Raw genomic sequence first — 18,033 nt, 5'->3', positions numbered from 1 at the left:
CAGGTTAGCTCATCGCTACTATGACGAAGCCGTTGCACAGTGTGCAACGGCTTTGTTAATGGTCAATAAAGGCGCAGGGTTGCCTTTCTGCCAGGTATCTAGTTATTGAACCGGTGACAACACCTTTTCTTCCACAACATCGGCATTGGCCTCAGGCGTTTCGGCCTCAGACGGGGGCACCACTTGCCAGAACTGGGGCAGATAGTCAGACCAGTTCTCTAAAATGTGCTTCGCCTTCTGGCTACCCGTGCGATCGGCATGGGCAGCAATCAGGTCTTTCAACTGTGCTTCGCCAGCCGGAGACACCACCCGCTGCACCTTGACAATTTCAGGGTTGACCTTCGTGGGAAAACTGCCGTCTTCATCCAGGAAGTAAGCTAAACCGCCCGTCATACCCGCACCCACATTTCGACCAGCTTTGCCCAAAACCACAACGGTGCCGCCCGTCATGTACTCGCAGCAGTGGTCGCCTGCCCCTTCAATGACCGCCTGTCCTTTGGAGTTACGCACCGCGAACCGTTCTCCAGCTTGACCATTGGCAAACAGCGTGCCACCCGTGGCTCCATACAGGCAGGTATTGCCAACAATTACGTTTCTGGACGGGTCGTAGGTGGCGATCGCAGGCGGCTTAATCACAATTTCGCCACCGTGCATCCCTTTGCCGACATAATCATTGGCTTCTCCCTCCAGCGTCAGGGTCATTCCGGGTAGAATGAACGCGCCAAAGCTCTGGCCGACACTGCCCTGGAAGCTAAGCGCCACCTGCCCTTCAAAGCCTTTGTCACCGTACTGTTTGGCGATCGCCCCTGCCACCCGTGTCCCCACCGTTCGATCGGTATTGACCACCGTAACAGCGTGATTGACGCCCGACTGATTTTGAATCGCAGCCTGGATAGACGGCTCATTTAAAAGCTGGTCATCCAAAACAGGGCCATTGCTGTGAACCGCCTCATGTTCTAACCAACTGCGGTTCTCGCGGGTATCGGGCAGATGGGTAAGACAGTCCAAATTGAGCGATTGCGTCTTGGTGAGCGTCACTGACTCTTTGGGCTTCAGCAGATCAGCACGCCCAATCACCTCCCTCAGCGATCGATAGCCCAACCGTGCCAGCAGCGATCGCACCTCTTCTGCCACAAAGTAGAAGAAGTTGACGACATGATCCGGTGTGCCGCTAAACCGCTTCCGCAGCTTTTCTTGCTGGGTAGCAACGCCCACCGGACAGTTGTTGGTGTGGCAAATACGCGCCATGATGCAACCCTCAGCAATCATGGAGATGGAGCCAAAACCATACTCTTCTGCCCCCATCAAGGCCGCCATGAGGACATCCCAGCCCGTTTTCAAGCCGCCATCGGCTCGCAGGATGACGCGATCGCGCAGGTCATTTTCCATCAAGACCCGATGCACCTCGGTAACCCCCAGTTCCCAGGGCACGCCAGCATGTTTGATTGAGCTAAGGGGTGAAGCCCCCGTGCCGCCATCATGACCAGAAATTTGAATGATATCGGCATTCGCCTTGGCAACGCCCGCTGCCACCGTACCAATGCCCACCTCGGCCACCAGCTTCACGGAAACCTTGGCCTGTGGGTTAATTTGATGCAGATCAAAAATGAGCTGCGACAAATCCTCAATGGAATAAATATCGTGGTGGGGTGGAGGTGAGATCAGCGGAACACCGGGCTTGGAACGGCGCAGCATTGCAATGTAAGGACTAACCTTAGGCCCCGGCAGTTGCCCCCCCTCACCCGGTTTTGCTCCCTGGGCAATCTTGATTTCAATTTGTCTAGCGTTGACCAGATACTCCGGAGTAACGCCAAACCGCCCGGATGCTACCTGCTTGATTGCGGAACTGGCGGTATCTCCGTTCCGTAACCCTTTCAGGTGCGAAAACAGTTGCGACTGACCCGCTTCATCCACATCGTCTAACACCTTGAAGCGCATCGGGTCTTCGCCGCCTTCACCCGAGTTAGACTTGCCGCCAATCCGGTTCATGGCGATCGCCAGGGTTTCGTGCGCCTCACGCGACAGGGAACCGAGCGACATAGCCCCCGTACAGAAGCGCTGGACAATAGTCTCAACCGATTCCACCTCTTCAACGGGAATGGAAGGGCGATCGCCTTTGAAATCCAGCAAATCTCGGAGTGCCGTCACCGGACGCTGAGCAATCGACTGCTGATACAGGGCATAGTGGTCATGCTCTTTAGTCGTGACCGCCTTGTGCAACGCCTTCGCCAGTTCGGGGCTGTTCATGTGATACTCACCCCCTGGCTTGTAGTTGAAGAAACCGTAGTTTTCCAACTTCTTGCCGCTCAATTCCGGAAAGGCACGCTGGTGGAACGACAGCACCTCCTGAGCCAGTTCGTTCACACTCAAACCGCCCAAACGCGACGCTGTACCCTTGAAGCCAAGGTACAACAGGTCAGAGCCAACGCCGATCGCTTCAAAAATTTGCGCTCCGCTGTAGCTCGACAACAGCGAAATGCCCATCTTCGAGAGAATTTTGAGTAACCCCGCCTCGATCGCCTTGCGGTAGTTGTGCTGCGCTCCAGTTAAGCTGGTCTTGGCAATTTTGCCTCGCTCCATCAGGCTTTGCGTTTTAGCATCAGCCCACCAGTGCCGTACGGTTTCCCAGGAGAGGTAAGGACACACCGCGCTTGCGCCGTATCCCAACAAACAGGCGAAATGATGGGTACTCCAGCATTGAGCCGTGTCCACAACAATCGACGCTTTCATCCGCAGTCCCTGGCGAATCAGGTGATGATGTACCGCACCAATGGCCAAAAGCGGCGGAATGTACGTATGGGTTGCGCTTAATGTCGTCGGTTCGCCAGTTTGATCCAGGCGATCGCTCAATATCAGAATGGTTTTACCCTGTCGCACTGCCGCCGTTGCCGCCTGACACAAGGTATTGACCGCGTGCTGTAACCCCTCTGGCCCCTGAGCAATTTCAAACAGCGTCGAGAGATTGGCTGTTTCAAATCCCGACTGGCGAATTTGCCCTAGCTCTGCATCATTCAATACCGGAGATGACAGTTTCAGCAAACGAGCATGGTCGGCTCTGGTTTCTAGCAAGTTGCCGCGATCGCCCAACCGCATGTTCAACGACATCACCAAACTTTCCCGCAGCGGGTCAATGGGCGGGTTAGTCACCTGAGCAAACCGCTGCTTAAAGTAGTCGTACAGCAACCGTGGCTTGTTAGAAAGCACCGCCAGCGGAATATCATCGCCCATGCAGAAGGTTGGCTCTTTACCTTGAGAGGCCATAGCCTCAATGATCATTTCCACATCTTCTGTGGTGTAGCCAAACGCCATCTGCTGACGCAGCAGCAGAGTTTCCTCTAGCTGAACACCATCGGGGAAAGGCTGCGGCTCAAGTTCCTGGCGATTCTCTCGCAGCCACTGACCATAGGGTTGAGCGCTGGCTACTCTTTGCTTAATGTCCCAATTCTTCAAAATCTCGTGGGTTTCCAGGTCAATGGCGATCGACTCTCCTGGCCCCAATCGTCCCTTCTCGATGATTTCCGCATCGGGAAGCTCCACCACTCCCGCTTCCGAGGCCACCACCACATAGCCATCGCGGGTAATGACATAGCGGGCAGGCCGCAACCCGTTGCGATCGAGCGCTGCTCCAATCTTTTTACCATCACTAAACACCAACAGCGCCGGCCCATCCCACGGTTCCTGAATGCCGCTGTAATATTCGTAAAAATCGGTAATTTCTGGATGCTGTGCCAGTTCCGGCTGATTCTGGTACGCTTCCGGCACCATCATCATCAGCGCTTCCAGGGGGCTTCGCCCTGAACGCACCAACAGTTCCAGCACGTTGTCAAGCGTGGCCGAATCGCTGTTGTCTGGGTCAACAATGGGCTTGAGGCTTTGCAGGCGATCGCCCCAGAGGGGATGTGCCAAGTCTGCCTCGCGCGCCATCATCCAGTTGATGTTACCTAACAGAGTGTTGATTTCGCCGTTGTGCCCCAACAGGCGCATGGGCTGAGCCAGCGGCCACTTGGGCATGGTATTGGTGCTAAAGCGACGATGATAGAAGGCAAAAGCGCTCTCGTAGATAGGGTTCTGCAAATCGGTGTAGAACTGCCCCAACACCGCCGATCGCACCATGCCTTTATACACAATCGTGCGACACGAAAAGGAACAGACGTAAAGATCGTCCTTATCGGCTCTGGGTAACGCTGCCACAACAGCCTGTTCTGCCTGCTTACGAGCCAAATAAAGCTGTCGCTCCAGCGCATCCCCACTCAAGTCAGAGCGCACGATAATTTGTTCGATTTGGGGCTGGTTTTCTTTGGCTTGAACTCCCAAAAACTGGGGTTCCACCGGAACCACACGCCAACCCAGTACCGTTAAACCAGCGGCAGATATCACCTGCTCCATCGTCTGCCGAGCGATCGTGGCCAGCGCTTCTGACGGCGGCAAAAACACCATTCCCACGCCAGTTTGCTCCACAGGCGGCAGGGATAATTGCTGCTGATTCAACCAGTCGTGCAACAGCTTCCAGGGAATGGCCGTCATCAACCCGGCTCCATCTCCGGAGTCTTTGTCGGCACTACAAGCTCCCCGATGTTCCAGGCAAGTCAGCGCAGACAGAGCTTTTGCAATCAAGTCGTGGCTGGCTCGTCCTTGCTGATCGGCAATCAGGCCAACACCACAGGCATCTCGTTCCTCGACCAACCATCGCTGCCCTGCATATCCCGCTACTGATTCCTGATGGACCGGTGTGTTTTGATTCACGCTTGCAATACCCCCGTGAGACAAATTAAAAATGCCCAATTACTGCTGATCGAAATTCATGGAACCCTGCTGCCACAATGCTTCTGGCTATCAGGATTCAATGAAGGGCGGTTTCATCACTTCAGCCAGAAGGATGGAGCCGCTTTGGTGCCTTAATGCTGACGTGAAGATTTGGATGATACCCAACGCCTCAAAGAATGCGATTGCCGTCACTCACCTGCGATGAACCATACCGACAACCCATGGAGCAAAAAATCAAATCTTACCGTCATCAAAACAACGGTTTCTCAGCTTTTTCCTGGAAAACCGCTACTCAAAACGCCTAGTTCACTAATAGAAAACCCGTCAAGGGCAGAGTAAAAATCTTATAGAAAGTCTACCAATCTTGGCAATCCCTAAACTCGTTAATCCACAGATTCAGGTCATATTGACCCTCACTCGTTGGTAGCTTGAGACAAAGCGCCCCTTTCTACTCATCCGAGTCGAGATGCCAAGACTCTCCTCAAACGGTTTGCGGCTGGTTCGGCTGGATTTGGCAGCCTTATGTTTCCTATTATGAAGCCAAACTTTCAAATCCAGAGGACGTTTTTTCAGGGATAGTTGACACATGCGGTTAGAGCAACTGGCGATCCCTATGTTTACTATAGCGATCGCTCTCCCACCTGGCTGGATCGGGTGGCTGGGGTAGATACGAGCCGCTGAAACAGGGATTCGATGTGCCGTCCTCGACTCAAACCGTTAACAATTTGTGAATACCTGTCGGCAACAAACCCTGATTCGGGACATTCTGTAGAAATGGAGTCATCCCCAGGACGTATCTCAAACTGCATATATCCTGAGAGTGACCGTCATTGTTCCTCCTCGTCCTGCTGAGTTCTGTGGTCATTCGTCCCCAACGTCGATCGGGCGATCGACATGCTCAACGACGTGCCCACCACCGGGCAATACGTCAAGCCCAACGTCAAGCCCAACGTCAACTACAGTTTCAACAACGTCTACGACGATTACACGCTATTTCTACCAAATACCAGCGTCTTTTGGTCATCACCCTGGTTGCCCTGGCAACGGCTCTTCATTTATCTGCGCCGAAGGGAATTGCAGAACCCATCCAGACCCAAACCTTGCAGTCGGCTTCGCTCAAACTGTCCTGGCTACCAACGCTGGCACAAGCCATTCCACCCGTATTGGTGGCACAAGGAAATCAAATTATTCTCAATGGGCAAACCCTGCCTGCCGCCTGGAGCCAACGCCAGCAAAGTATTGGCATCAGCGATTCAGGACTAATGCAAACCGTTGGGGTGGATTTGCTAAACACAACTGACGCAACCCGACAACCCGTGCAATGGTTTTCCGAGCCGTCTACACAGCCGCTAGTGCTAGAGAGTTGGCTGACCAGCCAATCTCGCTATCTAGATATCACTCAACTGGCACAACAAGCGGGGTGGCAAGTGCAGGCTAGAGGAAACGCCCTGCAAATTAATACCCCTGCTACGCGGGTAGTTGGTGTGCGGCAGGGACGGCAAGACTGGGGCGATCGCATTGTGGTCGATTTAGATCGTGCAACCCCCTGGCAGGTGAGCGAACAGGGGCAAGAAGCGATCGTTACAATCAATGGGGCGATCGCTCCGGCCATGGTGCAAAACTTCCGCCCTATCCCAGGAACTCGTCTCACCTCGTTAAACGTAGCGGCAAACGGCAACCAAACCGTGATTCGAATGGGCACGAATCTTCGCCCTCGAGTGTGGACGCTGCCCAACCCCAATCGGCTCATTATTGATATTCGGTCTGACTCGATGGTAGAGCGAGATATAGCATGGGCACCCGGTATTCGCTGGCGACAACAAAATGTTGGCGTTGGCAATTTCGTGTTTCCAGTGGTGTCGTTGGTGGTGAATCCGCGCCAACCAGGGATTGCGCTCAAGCCCATTACTAGCAATCCTAATGCGGCGATGGGAACGGCACCATTGCTCACCACTGCTCAACAGCAACAGGCGGTTGCCGCGATTAATGCGGGTTTCTTTAACCGCAACAATCAATTGCCGTTGGGTGCCATTCGAGTAGACAACCGCTGGATCTCTGGGCCGATTTTAAACCGGGGGGCGATCGCCTGGAATGACTTTGGTGATGTCACCGCAGGTCGCCTCAGTATCCAGGAAAGCTTAACCACCTCAACCGGACAACGCTTACCCGTATTGCTGCTCAACAGCGGTTATGTCCGAGCGGGCGTTGCCCGTTATACGCCCGACTGGGGAGGAAGTTACACCCCCATTCTGAACGATGAGGTGATTGTTACCGTGCAAAACAATCAGGTGAGCAGCCAGCAGCCCAGCGGAGTAGCCGGACAGCGATCGATTCCAATTCCGAGCAACGGCTACCTGGTTGTGGTTCGAGCAAACGGAGCCGCCGCCAGTGCCCTGCCTGTCGGCACCACTGTCCAGGTTGAAACCGTGACCTCTCCTTCAGAGTTCAGCCGATTTCCGCAGGTGATGGGAGCGGGGCCTCTGCTGGTGCAAAATCGGCAGATTGTTCTCAACGCAGAGGCGGAGCAGTTTACGCCTGCCTTTATTCAACAAGCAGCCGCTCGTAGCGCGATCGGGGTACTGCCCGATGGCAATCTCATTCTGGTTTCTGTTCACCGTCGCATCAACGGTACAGGCGCAGGCCCCACCCTTAATGAAATTGCCCAAATTATGCAGCGGTTGGGCACTGTTCATGCTCTCAACCTGGATGGTGGCAGTTCAACTACGCTTTATCTGGGTGGGCAACTGCTGGATCGATCGCCCCGCACCGCAGCACGGGTGCATAACGGCATTGGTGTGTTTATGCAGCCTAACCTGGCGCGAATTAGACCCTAGCCAGCACCTCAAGGTTTGATTCGCTAGAGACGCCCCCATTGGAGCGTCTCTGTGTATGGTTTCAGGAATCGCTATCAATGGGTTTGGATTTATACCTGTTCCTCTCCCCCCGCACGGGTATACTCGCCATGCCAAGCCTGAACCCTAGCCAACCTGAACCCCATTATTTGGAGTACTGTGTTCGGTCTGCCCTTGCCGTTGGCGAACTGTCTCCTGCTGTCGAATCACACATCAAACGCATTGTCGTTGACGGCAATTTGACTCCGCGCGATCGCACCCTGCTAGACATCTTGCGAGACGCGATCCAGGATGGCTGTGTGCGACGAATTCAGTGACCGGAGCCCACCCAAATCTCAACGGTCAAATTTCCACATCAAGCCAGACACCAGATTAGTGGTAACGTGCGCCAGGATAGGCACCATTAAATTTCCAGTCGCCAAAGCGCTAACTCCCAGCACGGCTCCAATGACGGTTGCCCAAATCACGTAGGGTAACTGTTGCGAGCCACTGAAGTGCAACACCCCAAAACAAACGCTAGAGATTATGACAGCGAGAAGATTAAACCCCAGGGCTGGTAACATTACCCCTCGAAACAAAAGCTCTTCACTTAACCCCGGTAATAAGCCCAACCAAATCAAATCTGTCCAGGTTAACGGTTTTAAGATCAGCGCCAGATAAAAATCAGCGCTGCGGCGATACGACTCCCACAGTCGGTAAACGATGGAGCTTGCACCCGTGATCCCCAAGCCGATCGCTGCGCCAAGGAGTAAATCAGTCCATACCCAGTTTACAGAGAGCAGTGCAACCGCATCGAGTACCATCCACGCACGAGCCACCAGCAGCAACACTACGGCGGTTAAACCCATAGCAGCCAGGATTTGCACTCGAGATAGAGGTTCGACTTGAGGCTGGTTTGGAAGCTGTTCAGTCACAATCAACCCCGCAAAACATTATTGAACGATTCTTGATTGGCGCGTCCTTACTGGATTGTTCGTTTGTGCCGGTTGCCCGTTCAAGATAGAGCGATCGCCATCCAGGTGAAGCGCTTCAGGCTATATCAACAGCATGGCTCACAGGGCAAACGCTGTGTGGTCTAAGGCTAACATCTACCCAGTCGGGTTAGCAGCGATTTTTCAACGAACGGCTGAAGTTGCGTTGCTTCAGGCCGCAACGCGCTGATGCTGATCCCTGCCCGGTGGGCTACCAAAACGCCGATCGCCTCCAGGTACGAATCGACTTGCAGGGCAGATATGCCTAAACTCTCTGCGGTCACTCGCATCCGCGTTTGGTTATCGGCCACTGTAACCACTTGAGCCGACTGGCTCAAATGCAACACCGCACTGCCCCCACAGGCGGTGGCTGGCACGATCACCGCATCCACCTGTTCCGCCCAAACATCCTCTGGTCGAGTGGCAGCACCGATCACAAACTGCGGCGCACGGCTTAGCCCCACTAAGACGCAGGGGAGAAAGGTGTACCCCAACTCCTCAGCCGCCGAGCGGGGAGACAATTCTGCATCAAGCGGCAGCGGCAACAGTGCCGGGGCATGGGCACAGGGAATCTGAAACGCCTGAACCACCAGGTGGCTAATGACTGCCTCTGCCCCAGCCAATGGATCTACGCCCTGACCATGACGGTAAGATTGCAGCGCTTCACTACCCAGGTCGTCGGGGAAGCGAGCTACTACCGCGATCGCCTCTGCCCCAGCCGCAGCAATTAGCTTATCAGCAGCTCGCAGTAAGCTATCTGGATGTCGAATCGTTCCCCATGTCGCCCCAGAGTCCGCCGTTTGCAGTTCTACACCCAATGGAGCATCCGTCACGATGTAGTCGGTCAACGTCAAACCCAGGGTCGAGCGAGCGGCATCTGCGGCCTGGAGATGCCTCAAGCGCAAGTCTGGTTCAATCGCCTGGTCTAAGATCAGGCCAATCCGGTTTTGATGAACCGGTCTCAGCCCCCATCGACCAGACGCAAACCGATCCAGACCATATCCCTCAACGTAGAAAGCGTTGGGTAATGACCAGTAAAGCTGTGCCCCATTCAACACGTTGGGATGGGTAATGAGCCGATCGACCACCTGGGCGATCGCTCGGGCAACGGGTAGGGCATCCCCGGCATAGCCCCCAATGGCAGCCCCAATTCCAGTAGGAACAATTAAAACGGCAGTATACGGTCGCTGACTCAACTGGCCTGACCCGACTTCGTAACAACAACGGCTTCAACCTGAGCCGTTTGCCGCTCAGAGTCGATCGCAGTAATCGCCCAACGCAGAGGTTCGCCTTGCTGTTGCAAGGTCTGAATAATGGCTTCCTCTAGGGCGCGTGGAGAAGATTGCAGCTCAATTTCAGCCGTAATGAAATGGGTAGTCATAAGGAAACTCTGGGTAAGGCTAGCATTTTGACAAAACAAAAAAGAGAAGCAGATTCGAGCCACAGTTGCCACCGCTATTTTCGCTGCTGGAACTGACCAAACTGTAGGTTGTAAACGACCTCTTCTTTCTCAGTCTCAATTTTGAGATCAGAGCGTGGGAAGGCAACACACAGCAAAGCGTAGCCTTGCTCACGAGCATCAGCCCCAATTCCCATCGCATCGTCCTGGTCTACCACTCCTTCTACCACTTGAGCCGCACAGGTTGTACAAACGCCAGCACTGCAAGAATAGGGTAATTCGACCCCTGCATCCAGGGCAGCGGCTAAGATGGTTTGGTTTTCCGGTACGCTGAGCGTATGAGTGCTTCCCTGATGCTGAATTTCGACCGTGTAAGACCTAGACATAAGCTGTACTATTGATTAAAAACCTGGTCAAAAAAAATTGCTCTACAAAATAACCGACTTCTATTGTTTCATGAATACCTGCTTAGCGGCTTGTAGTTAACCCTAGCCTTGACATGTACTTGAGTATTTAGAGGACAGGATTGATTTCAGTTTATGATTTCGGTTTGTAGAGCTTCACCCCATAGACAAGTTAGACACACTATTCAAGTCAAACACGCAGTTAATCAGGATACCATTCCCGTTCTGCATTCCATCCAGAGATGAACCTCAACCAAACAGAAACCGAAAAGAGGTTAAAGCCATCCGTTGAGAGGCTGAAGAGCTTGAAGTCCAGTTCAAGCTAGGGGTTCGCTCGAATGATAGATGGGATTTAGCTTCAGAATTATTAAACTAACGAAGAGTCGCCTAAACCTGCTTACCTACTGTTTACAATGCCGCACCATGAAAGCCAATGTCTTCGCGTTCTCGTAGCTGACGACCATGAACTCGTTCGTTTCAGTCTAAAGCTTGCCTTGCAAAAGCACACCAATATTGACCTTGTTGGGCTAGCGAGTAATGGCCGTGAGGCAGTCGAGATGGTTGAGCAGTACCGTCCTGATGTTGTCATTCTGGATCTCCAGATGCCAATTGTGGATGGGCTAAGTGCCTCTAACCAGATCAAGAGCCAACATCCACATACTCGAATTGTGGCCTATTCGTCGGTGCAAGATCCTCAAATTGAGGTGATGATTCAGACGGCTCAAATTGACGCTTTTTGCGAGAAAGGAATCCCAGTCCAGGAATTAATCGAAATTGTGATGAAGCAAGGCGAAAGCCGCTTGAAAGCAAAAGAATAGCCCCGTCGGCTGTGTAACACAGTCAACGAGGCTGTTTTCGTTAGCACCTGACTAGCACTTAGTTCGTTTCAGCATCAGGAAAGGTGCGCTTAAACTCTTCAATCAAGTCGTCGATCTCTTCCAGCGCTTGATTGACATCAATTCTCAAGGTTCCAAGATCGGGCTGTTCTAACAACTTCACTAACGATTCGCGCTTGCCTTCGATGAGCAGAATGCGCTCTCGAAGGGTTTGAGGATCTAACATGCAACAGACTCCGTTGGCTTGCTTTGAAATTTCTGCTGCTGCGATCGCCATGCCCGTTCATCCCAGGCAGGATAGCAAAGGCTTGGCTCCAATCCAGGGATTTCTCCGTTGGCCGTCGTGCCCGATCGCAGCAGCAAGGTAACCGTAGCTCAGCAAAGACAGAGATAATAATCAAGTAATTTGTTGAGCTTTTATAATGTTACGTCAAATCTCTCTGGGAACGTTAGGGTTAGCGGTGGGTGGCATTTTGTCAGTCATGGGCTTTGCCGCCTATTTTTCCGGAAACCCAACTCTTAACCTGGTCGGTTTCTTTTACGGCATTCCGATCTTGCTGGGTGGTTTAGCCCTAAAAGCATCCGAACTGAAACCAGTTCCTTTCGCACAGCCCACCTCGCCCCCAGTTGAAGCCCTACGAGAACAGCAGGCGACTTCAACCCAAAACCAGATCCGCAAGGACGTTACTCGGTTTCGGTATGGGCAAGAAGCCCATTTAGACACATCTTTGAGCTATCTGGGGTTAAGCCCAACCGACGAAGAACGCCCCCTGCTCCAGGCCATTTGGGAAGAGGCGATCGACGGTCAGTATGCTTTGGTACTGGAATTTGAGTCGCCCCTCATTAGCTTTGAGGAGTGGCAAAAGAAGCAAGATAAAATAGAGCGCTTTTTTGGCCCCGGACTGCATGTAACCTTAAAGCAGCCGCAAACAGACCGGGTTGTCGTAGCTTTGATTGCCGCACCAGAGGCGATCGCCTGACTGGTTATTTCTCCAATCGAACCACATACCACTGCAAAAACTGTCCAGGGCCAATATCAAACTCACACGACGTTTCCATCAAGTACTGAGTTTGAGCATCCAAATCCGACAATTGCTGCAAGTCCCTGGGTAGATCATCCTGACGGTCTGCCAGCACCGATCTGAGCTTGGCAAACAGTTCTTCTGGTGTCAAAAACTGCTCCGGCTGGTTTGTCTCCAGCAAAACGTAAGCATCTTCCTGATACATCATGGGATCAGGCATAAGGACTCCTTGGTTGACGACTAACCAGCTAACAGGATAGAGAAAGATACCCCTTTAAACCATCAAGCCATTGGCCTAAACCCACCCGGTTGGCACCAAAAAATCGAGGACTGGGGTTCAGTCCTCGACGGCTTAAAGCACGATCAATGCCTCATCGAGAGGAATTAGCCCATCAAGCCGTACTGGTTCTCGCAGAAGCGGCCTGAATTGTCCAAAGCGCTAGTCCTCTGCAAAAATGTAGCGGTACAGCTCGCTTGGATCGGGTTCAGCACTACTTTGGGCAAACTGAACCGCATCATCAATTACAGACTGAATGCGGCGTTCAATGTCCAACAATTCGTCGTGCTGCACCAGGTTTTGTTCAGTCAGGTAGGCCGCAAACTTCTTAATTGGATCGCGCGAAAACCAGACTTCTTTTTCAGCTTTAGAGCGCATTTCATCTGGGTCAGCTAACGAGTGCCCCCGGAAACGGTAGGTTAGCGCTTCAATGAGGGTTGGGCCTTCCCCTGCACGGGCACGAGCAACAGCCTCCTGCGCGATCGACCGCACAGCCAACACATCCATCCCATCAACCTCAAACCCCGGCATACCAAAGACGCTGGCTTTTTTGTAGATTTCAGGTTGCGAGGTAGCTCGCTCGTGTGCCATCCCAATTGCCCACTTATTGTTTTCCACAACAAAAAGAATGGGCAACTTCCAGAGTGCGGCCATGTTCAGGCACTCAAAGAACTGTCCGTTATTGGCCGCTCCATCACCAAAAAAGCAGGCCGTCACCTGATCTGCCGTCTCATCTCCCAGCGCTTCGCGTCGATACTTTGTTTGAAACGCAGCCCCCGTTGCCACCGGAATTCCTTCTGCAACAAACGCAAAGCCGCCCAGCAAATTGTGCTCTGCTGAAAACAAGTGCATTGAACCACCGCGCCCTTTGCTGCAACCCGTGGCTTTACCAAACAGTTCTGCCATAACGTTGCGTGCTGGAACACCCGCACTCAGCGCATGAACATGATCTCGGTAGGTGCTGCAAACGTAATCATCTGAGCGCATCGCCTTAATTACGCCAGAAGAAACGGCTTCCTGACCGTTGTACAAATGGACAAAACCAAACATTTTGCCCCGGTAGTACATCTCAGCGCACTTATCTTCGAAGAATCGCCCCAGGATCATATCTTCATAAACCACCAACCCTTCTTCGCGGGTGATGGAAGCCAACGCCGTTGGAAATTCTGGCAGTGTCCGTTCTTGAACCATCGGTTTGCAGTATCCTTCAACAGTGCACTAAGTGAACAAGGAACCTTGAGCGGCCATCCGTTGGGGCAACTCAAATGTTCAAGCTGCGTCCTTAGAATCTTAGCCTTAAGACCTCAGGGACACCAAATTTAGAATGGGAGTATCGTCAGACATTCATAGTCTCACACTGAGTAACAATGCTCAACTATGAGACAACTTCTTCAATCCCAATACTGAGAGGACGCTTTAAGGGGGTTGCTTTAAAGGGGTTGATTGCAACTCGAATCGCTCTCTAAATCTTCGAATGAAGCAGGTCACAACATTAAGGGTTCATCGATAAAGCAGACACAATATCCAGCATGGCAGCCACAAACAGAGGGCGATCGCGTATTGCAACCCAGTCTTCAGCACCGTTATGTTTCAAATGTCCACTTTTAGATAAATTTATTTTGTATCATCTTCAACTACTCCATACCCAGTGCTTGATATAGTGGCAACTTAAATCGGAATAGGGCATGTTGATAAAGGTTGATAAAGTAAGTTGTCCAGGGGTGCCAAATCTAATGGCTGTAGTCGGTTGGAGGACTGTAACTCTTCCGTTTCACTAAACCCTGTTTACAGCTTACCTGTAGAGCCTCTGGTCAAATTGATGCCCAGCGTCAGGCGTATCTACCTAGTTCGGAACTGTACATCCGTGCAGCGGCTTCTGCCCTCCTGACTAGCTCGGCGCGACCGTTGCAAATGCGACTAGATCTAAAATTAATTTTCTAAATCTTTAAAACTCGTGTTAAGTTTGGCAGCTTTTTGTCTATGCTGATGAGTAAATTCCACTACAACGCGACCTGTTGTGGTAGGAAAGCTGAATTGTTAAGCATCAACGTGCAATGTTCTTGGCGAGTTGAGTCGATCGTTGTTGGGGAAGTGGATCGTGAAAATTCCGCTTGATTATTACCGAATTCTAGGTTTACCGATTCAGTCCACGACTGAACAGTTACAGCAGGCGCACCGCGATCGCACCTTGCAACTTCCCCGACGCGAGTTTTCGGAAGCGGCGATCGTCGCCCGAAAGCAACTGTTAGACGAAGCGTATGCTGTCCTTTGTGATGCTGAGCAGCGCCAGGCCTACGACACCAGTTTCCTATCTAAGTCGTATGAGTTAGAGCCAAACCGCCCCCCCGAAGCGACGCTAGAGGGCAAAACCACTGGACAAGCCACACGAGACACCCTGCTCGACCCGCTGGCCGATCCCTACACACCAAATATCGAGATCCAGGATCATCAGTTGGTGGGTGCGCTCCTCATCTTGTTAGAACTAGGAGAATATGAGCTGGTGTTGCGGTTGGGTCGTCCTTACCTGAGCAGCGGCAGCGCTAGTCTCAAAAATGGACGATTTGGTGAGCCAGATATTGTCTTATCTGATATTGTTTTAACGGTTGCTCTTGCGTGCCTGGAACTAGGGCGCGAGCAATGGCAACAAGGGCAGTATGAAAACGCTGCGGAATCGCTCGAAACCGGACAAGAACTGCTGCTACGAGAAGGCATTTTTGCTAGCCTCCGAGGTGAAATGCAAGCTGATCTGTTTAAACTACGCCCCTATCGAATTCTAGAGTTGGTTGCATTGCCCGAATCGCACGAGGCAGAGCGACAGAAAGGTCTGGCGCTGCTGCAAGATATGCTGCAAGACCGAGGCGGCATTGATGGAACAGGGGACGACCAGTCCGGGCTAAGCGTAGACGATTTTCTGCGGTTTATTCAGCAGCTACGCAGCTATTTGACGGCAGCCGAGCAGCAGGTACTGTTTGAGGCAGAAGCTCGCCGCCCGTCTGCTGTTGCTACCTATTTGGCGGTTTATGCCTTGCTGGCTCGTGGGTTTGCTCAGCGGCAACCTGCATTGATCCGACGTGCCAAGCTGATGCTCATTCGCCTGGGGACTCGCCAGGATGTGCATCTAGAACAAGCTGTTTGTGCGTTGTTATTAGGGCAAACCGAAGAAGCCAGTCGCGCCCTAGAACTCAGTCAGGAGTACGAGTCGTTAGCCTTTATTCGAGAGCATTCCCAGGGATCGCCAGACCTCTTACCCGGTCTCTGCTTGTATGGGGAGCGCTGGCTACAAAACGAGGTGTTTACCCACTTCCGCGATCTCGCCAAGCACCAATCTTCCTTGAAAGAATATTTTGCGGATGAGCAGGTGCAGGCTTACCTGGAAGAACTGCCCAACGAACCGGAAGCCAATCAGTGGGCACCGACCCAATCGTCGGTGGTCTATGGCCAGCCAGCCAGCCGCCGATCGCCCATTAGCGTTAACAATGTGCGATCGGCGGCGGCTGAGCAGGCAGCCAATCTACCCAATTACAGGAATGGCTCGACTGCAACCATTGAGCCACCGCTTAACAGTAACGCGGCCACCACAACCGCCATGCCAGCCGCCGAGCGGGTATCTCAACTGTCCCCAGAAGGTCGTTTAGGCAATGGCGATTCTGGCTCTGGGCGGCGGCGACATGCAACAGGAGAAGCGCCAACTCCAACGCTAGACCGGGCACGTCCGTCTTCAGCTACAAATCTGCGGGTACCACCGCTTGACCCGACCCCATCCCGGCGTTCCGGGAGCGGTCGTCGTGCGCCTCGGCTCGATCGCCTGCTGTTTTTGCTTGCCCTTGGCGTGCTTGGCATTGGTCTATTTGCCGTTTTGGCGAACCGCACCTTGAGCTGGCTGGGCGGAGTTGTAGCACCTGGCCCCTCATTAGAAGGTGAACAGCTTCAGATTCAGCTCGATCAACCGCCTGTGCCCATTCCTGATCCTGCGGCTCAACAGGCAGAAAGCACCGACCCAACGGCTCCCTTAACCGAAACGACTGCACAAGCGGTGATTCAATCCTGGCTAGATGCAAAGTCGGCAGCAATGGGCGAAGAGCACAACACTGAACCGCTCTCCCAGATTTTGACGGGTGCCGTTTTGACGCAATGGCAAGCCCGGGCAGAGGAAGCCCAGCAGCGCAATGAATACTGGACATACGACTATCCCAAACTAGAAGTGACATCAGTAGAAACCTCTGAGGATAATCCTGATGCGGCTCAAGTTGAAGCAGAAGTGACCGAATCCTCCTCTAGTTATCAAGATGGTCAACCCAGTTCATCGGCAGAAGACAGTTTACAGGTTCAATATGACCTGGTACGCGAGGCAGGGCGATGGCAGATTCAAAGCATATCCGCTAGCGTGCTGGAATAGACTTCTCTCCCTGGCTGCCGCATGACAGAGACTCTGGTTCATGCCTACGTTCCATTGCTCGTTTGGTCTGGCTTAGGGCTGCTACTCTTTCGTTTCCTGCCCGATGGTTTACCTCGCTTGTTGGGACGGGGCTTGTATTGGGTGGGGATTCCGCTAGAAGTTCTGGCGCTGGCTCGCCAAACTCATTTTGCCAGGAATATTGGCATTGCACCTATAGTTACCATAGCGGCTCTGTTGGGTGGTTTGGGGTTGGCATGGCTCAGCCTACAGAGCCTCAGACGGGTTTCGCAGCCTGCTTCAGCAACAGATGCCCCGTCCATCTGGGAAGACCGATCGCGCCAGGGCAGTTTTCTCTTGTCGTCCACGCTAGGTAACACAGGTTTTGTGGGGTTGGCGATCGCGCCTGCATTGGTCAGCGACCCGTATGTGAGTTGGATTGTCTTCTATAGCATCACCCACAACATCATCGGCACCTATGGCATCGGAGTTGTGTTATCTAGCTACTTTGGGCGATCGTCGGAGAGCAATCGCTGGTGGATGCAACTGCGAGATGTTTTAACCGTTCCGTCCCTATGGGCCTTTGCTCTGGGATATGCCACCCAATCTGTCGTGTTGCCCGATCGGGTGGAGGATAGCTTACACGCTTCAATCTGGGTGGTCATTCCCATTGCGCTCCTGTTGATGGGAATGCGGTTAAGCCAACTCAACGGTTGGAAGAGCTTAAAACTGGCGATCGTTCCAGCCATTCTCAAGGTGATTATCCTTCCAGCGGGTGTTGGTTTGGCCACTCGGTTACTTCAGCTTCCAGCCGAGCCAAGTCTGGCATTGGTGCTAATGTCGGGAATGCCAACGGCCTTTGCTGGGTTAATTCTGGCGGAGGAATACGAGTTAGACCGAGAAACGATCGCCAGCAGCATCGTCCTCACTACGGGGCTGTTGTTGCTCACCATTCCTCTATGGCTCCTGTTATGGGGGCAACCGCTTCCCAGTCGTTAATTCTTCCACCAAATTTAAAATTTTTAGGAGAATGTCTAAGAAGGATTCAACAGTCTGCATTGGCCCCTAAACTCTTCAATTCCGGCGGGCTTTAAAGCAGAATTGGCTGGGAAGTC

At 52.7% G+C, this 18,033-nt stretch carries 18 protein-coding genes; 9 read left to right on the top strand and 9 right to left on the bottom strand.

The genetic code is table 11. The features are described from left to right. Positions 1–102: 102 nt before the first annotated feature. Positions 103–4,743 carry a glutamate synthase-related protein gene (locus IQ268_RS01965; RefSeq protein ID WP_339383392.1) on the bottom strand — a complete coding sequence of 1,547 codons (4,641 nt, stop codon included), beginning with the start codon at positions 4,741–4,743 and terminating at the stop codon, positions 103–105. A 15-nt stretch (positions 4,744–4,758) separates the two neighbouring features. Between IQ268_RS01965 and IQ268_RS01960 the strand changes: the two genes are divergently transcribed. Beyond that, positions 4,759–4,899, top strand: coding sequence for a hypothetical protein (locus IQ268_RS01960; RefSeq protein ID WP_193875005.1), 141 nt, complete (start codon positions 4,759–4,761; stop codon positions 4,897–4,899). Between the two features lie 485 nt (positions 4,900–5,384). Here the strand turns inward: IQ268_RS01960 and IQ268_RS01955 are convergent, their stop codons facing one another. Further along, on the bottom strand, positions 5,385–5,573 hold the full coding sequence (locus tag IQ268_RS01955; protein ID WP_193875003.1) for a hypothetical protein: 189 nt from the start codon (positions 5,571–5,573) through the stop codon (positions 5,385–5,387). A gap of 48 nt (positions 5,574–5,621) precedes the next feature. On the opposite strand from IQ268_RS01955, the gene IQ268_RS33300 reads away from it, so the two are divergent. Both IQ268_RS33300 and IQ268_RS01945 read left to right on the top strand, forming a co-directional pair. After that, positions 5,622–7,598, top strand: coding sequence for a phosphodiester glycosidase family protein (locus tag IQ268_RS33300; RefSeq protein ID WP_339383391.1), 1,977 nt, complete (start codon positions 5,622–5,624; stop codon positions 7,596–7,598). A 77-nt stretch (positions 7,599–7,675) separates the two neighbouring features. Then, positions 7,676–7,933: a hypothetical protein gene (locus IQ268_RS01945; protein WP_228035008.1), complete on the top strand. Its 258-nt coding sequence runs from the start codon at positions 7,676–7,678 to the stop codon at positions 7,931–7,933. An 18-nt stretch (positions 7,934–7,951) separates the two neighbouring features. Here the strand turns inward: IQ268_RS01945 and IQ268_RS01940 are convergent, their stop codons facing one another. Beyond that, positions 7,952–8,530, bottom strand: coding sequence for a CPBP family intramembrane glutamic endopeptidase (locus IQ268_RS01940; protein ID WP_193874998.1), 579 nt, complete (start codon positions 8,528–8,530; stop codon positions 7,952–7,954). Positions 8,531–8,566: 36 nt separating this feature from the next. Between IQ268_RS01940 and IQ268_RS32695 the strand changes: the two genes are divergently transcribed. Continuing rightward, complete coding sequence (locus tag IQ268_RS32695; RefSeq protein ID WP_255527132.1) at positions 8,567–8,695, top strand: hypothetical protein; 129 nt, start codon at positions 8,567–8,569, stop codon at positions 8,693–8,695. Positions 8,696–8,697: 2 nt separating this feature from the next. Here the strand turns inward: IQ268_RS32695 and IQ268_RS01935 are convergent, their stop codons facing one another. From IQ268_RS01935 to IQ268_RS01925, 3 genes are all read right to left on the bottom strand, one after another. After that, a complete protein-coding gene (locus tag IQ268_RS01935; protein WP_193874997.1) occupies positions 8,698–9,783 on the bottom strand; it encodes a DUF3326 domain-containing protein in 1,086 nt (361 codons plus the stop codon). Then, on the bottom strand, positions 9,780–9,968 hold the full coding sequence (locus IQ268_RS01930; protein WP_193874995.1) for a hypothetical protein: 189 nt from the start codon (positions 9,966–9,968) through the stop codon (positions 9,780–9,782). The genes IQ268_RS01935 and IQ268_RS01930 overlap by 4 nt, the downstream gene beginning before the upstream one ends. Positions 9,969–10,042: 74 nt before the next feature. Beyond that, positions 10,043–10,372, bottom strand: coding sequence for a 2Fe-2S iron-sulfur cluster-binding protein (locus tag IQ268_RS01925; protein ID WP_193874993.1), 330 nt, complete (start codon positions 10,370–10,372; stop codon positions 10,043–10,045). 431 nt (positions 10,373–10,803) lie between these two features. Here IQ268_RS01925 and IQ268_RS01920 point away from each other — a divergent pair, with 431 nt between their 5' ends. Further along, entirely contained in the window at positions 10,804–11,208 is a 405-nt protein-coding gene (locus IQ268_RS01920; RefSeq protein ID WP_193874991.1) for a response regulator transcription factor, read from the top strand. Positions 11,209–11,266: 58 nt separating this feature from the next. On the opposite strand, the gene IQ268_RS01915 is transcribed toward IQ268_RS01920, so the two are convergent. Beyond that, positions 11,267–11,452, bottom strand: coding sequence for a hypothetical protein (locus IQ268_RS01915; RefSeq protein ID WP_193874989.1), 186 nt, complete (start codon positions 11,450–11,452; stop codon positions 11,267–11,269). On the opposite strand from IQ268_RS01915, the gene IQ268_RS01910 reads away from it, so the two are divergent. After that, positions 11,451–11,594 carry a hypothetical protein gene (locus IQ268_RS01910; RefSeq protein WP_193874987.1) on the top strand — a complete coding sequence of 48 codons (144 nt, stop codon included), beginning with the start codon at positions 11,451–11,453 and terminating at the stop codon, positions 11,592–11,594. The two genes, IQ268_RS01915 and IQ268_RS01910, sit on opposite strands and share 2 nt — an antisense overlap. Positions 11,595–11,648: 54 nt before the next feature. Beyond that, positions 11,649–12,206 carry a DUF2854 domain-containing protein gene (locus tag IQ268_RS01905; RefSeq protein ID WP_193874985.1) on the top strand — a complete coding sequence of 186 codons (558 nt, stop codon included), beginning with the start codon at positions 11,649–11,651 and terminating at the stop codon, positions 12,204–12,206. 4 nt (positions 12,207–12,210) lie between these two features. Here the strand turns inward: IQ268_RS01905 and IQ268_RS01900 are convergent, their stop codons facing one another. Both IQ268_RS01900 and pdhA read right to left on the bottom strand, forming a co-directional pair. Then, positions 12,211–12,468, bottom strand: coding sequence for a chlororespiratory reduction protein 7 (locus IQ268_RS01900; RefSeq protein ID WP_193874983.1), 258 nt, complete (start codon positions 12,466–12,468; stop codon positions 12,211–12,213). A gap of 219 nt (positions 12,469–12,687) precedes the next feature. Beyond that, entirely contained in the window at positions 12,688–13,716 is a 1,029-nt protein-coding gene (gene pdhA, locus IQ268_RS01895) for a pyruvate dehydrogenase (acetyl-transferring) E1 component subunit alpha (RefSeq protein ID WP_193874981.1), read from the bottom strand. Between the two features lie 907 nt (positions 13,717–14,623). On the opposite strand from pdhA, the gene IQ268_RS01890 reads away from it, so the two are divergent. Both IQ268_RS01890 and IQ268_RS01885 read left to right on the top strand, forming a co-directional pair. Continuing rightward, on the top strand, positions 14,624–16,921 hold the full coding sequence (locus IQ268_RS01890) for an IMS domain-containing protein (RefSeq protein ID WP_193874979.1): 2,298 nt from the start codon (positions 14,624–14,626) through the stop codon (positions 16,919–16,921). 21 nt (positions 16,922–16,942) lie between these two features. Beyond that, positions 16,943–17,917, top strand: coding sequence for an AEC family transporter (locus IQ268_RS01885; protein WP_193874977.1), 975 nt, complete (start codon positions 16,943–16,945; stop codon positions 17,915–17,917). Positions 17,918–18,033 lie beyond the last annotated feature (116 nt).

The organism is Oculatella sp. LEGE 06141 (assembly GCF_015207605.1).
Classification (GTDB): domain Bacteria; phylum Cyanobacteriota; class Cyanobacteriia; order Elainellales; family Elainellaceae; genus Oculatella.
This window is presented reverse-complemented; position numbering and strand designations above follow the sequence as displayed.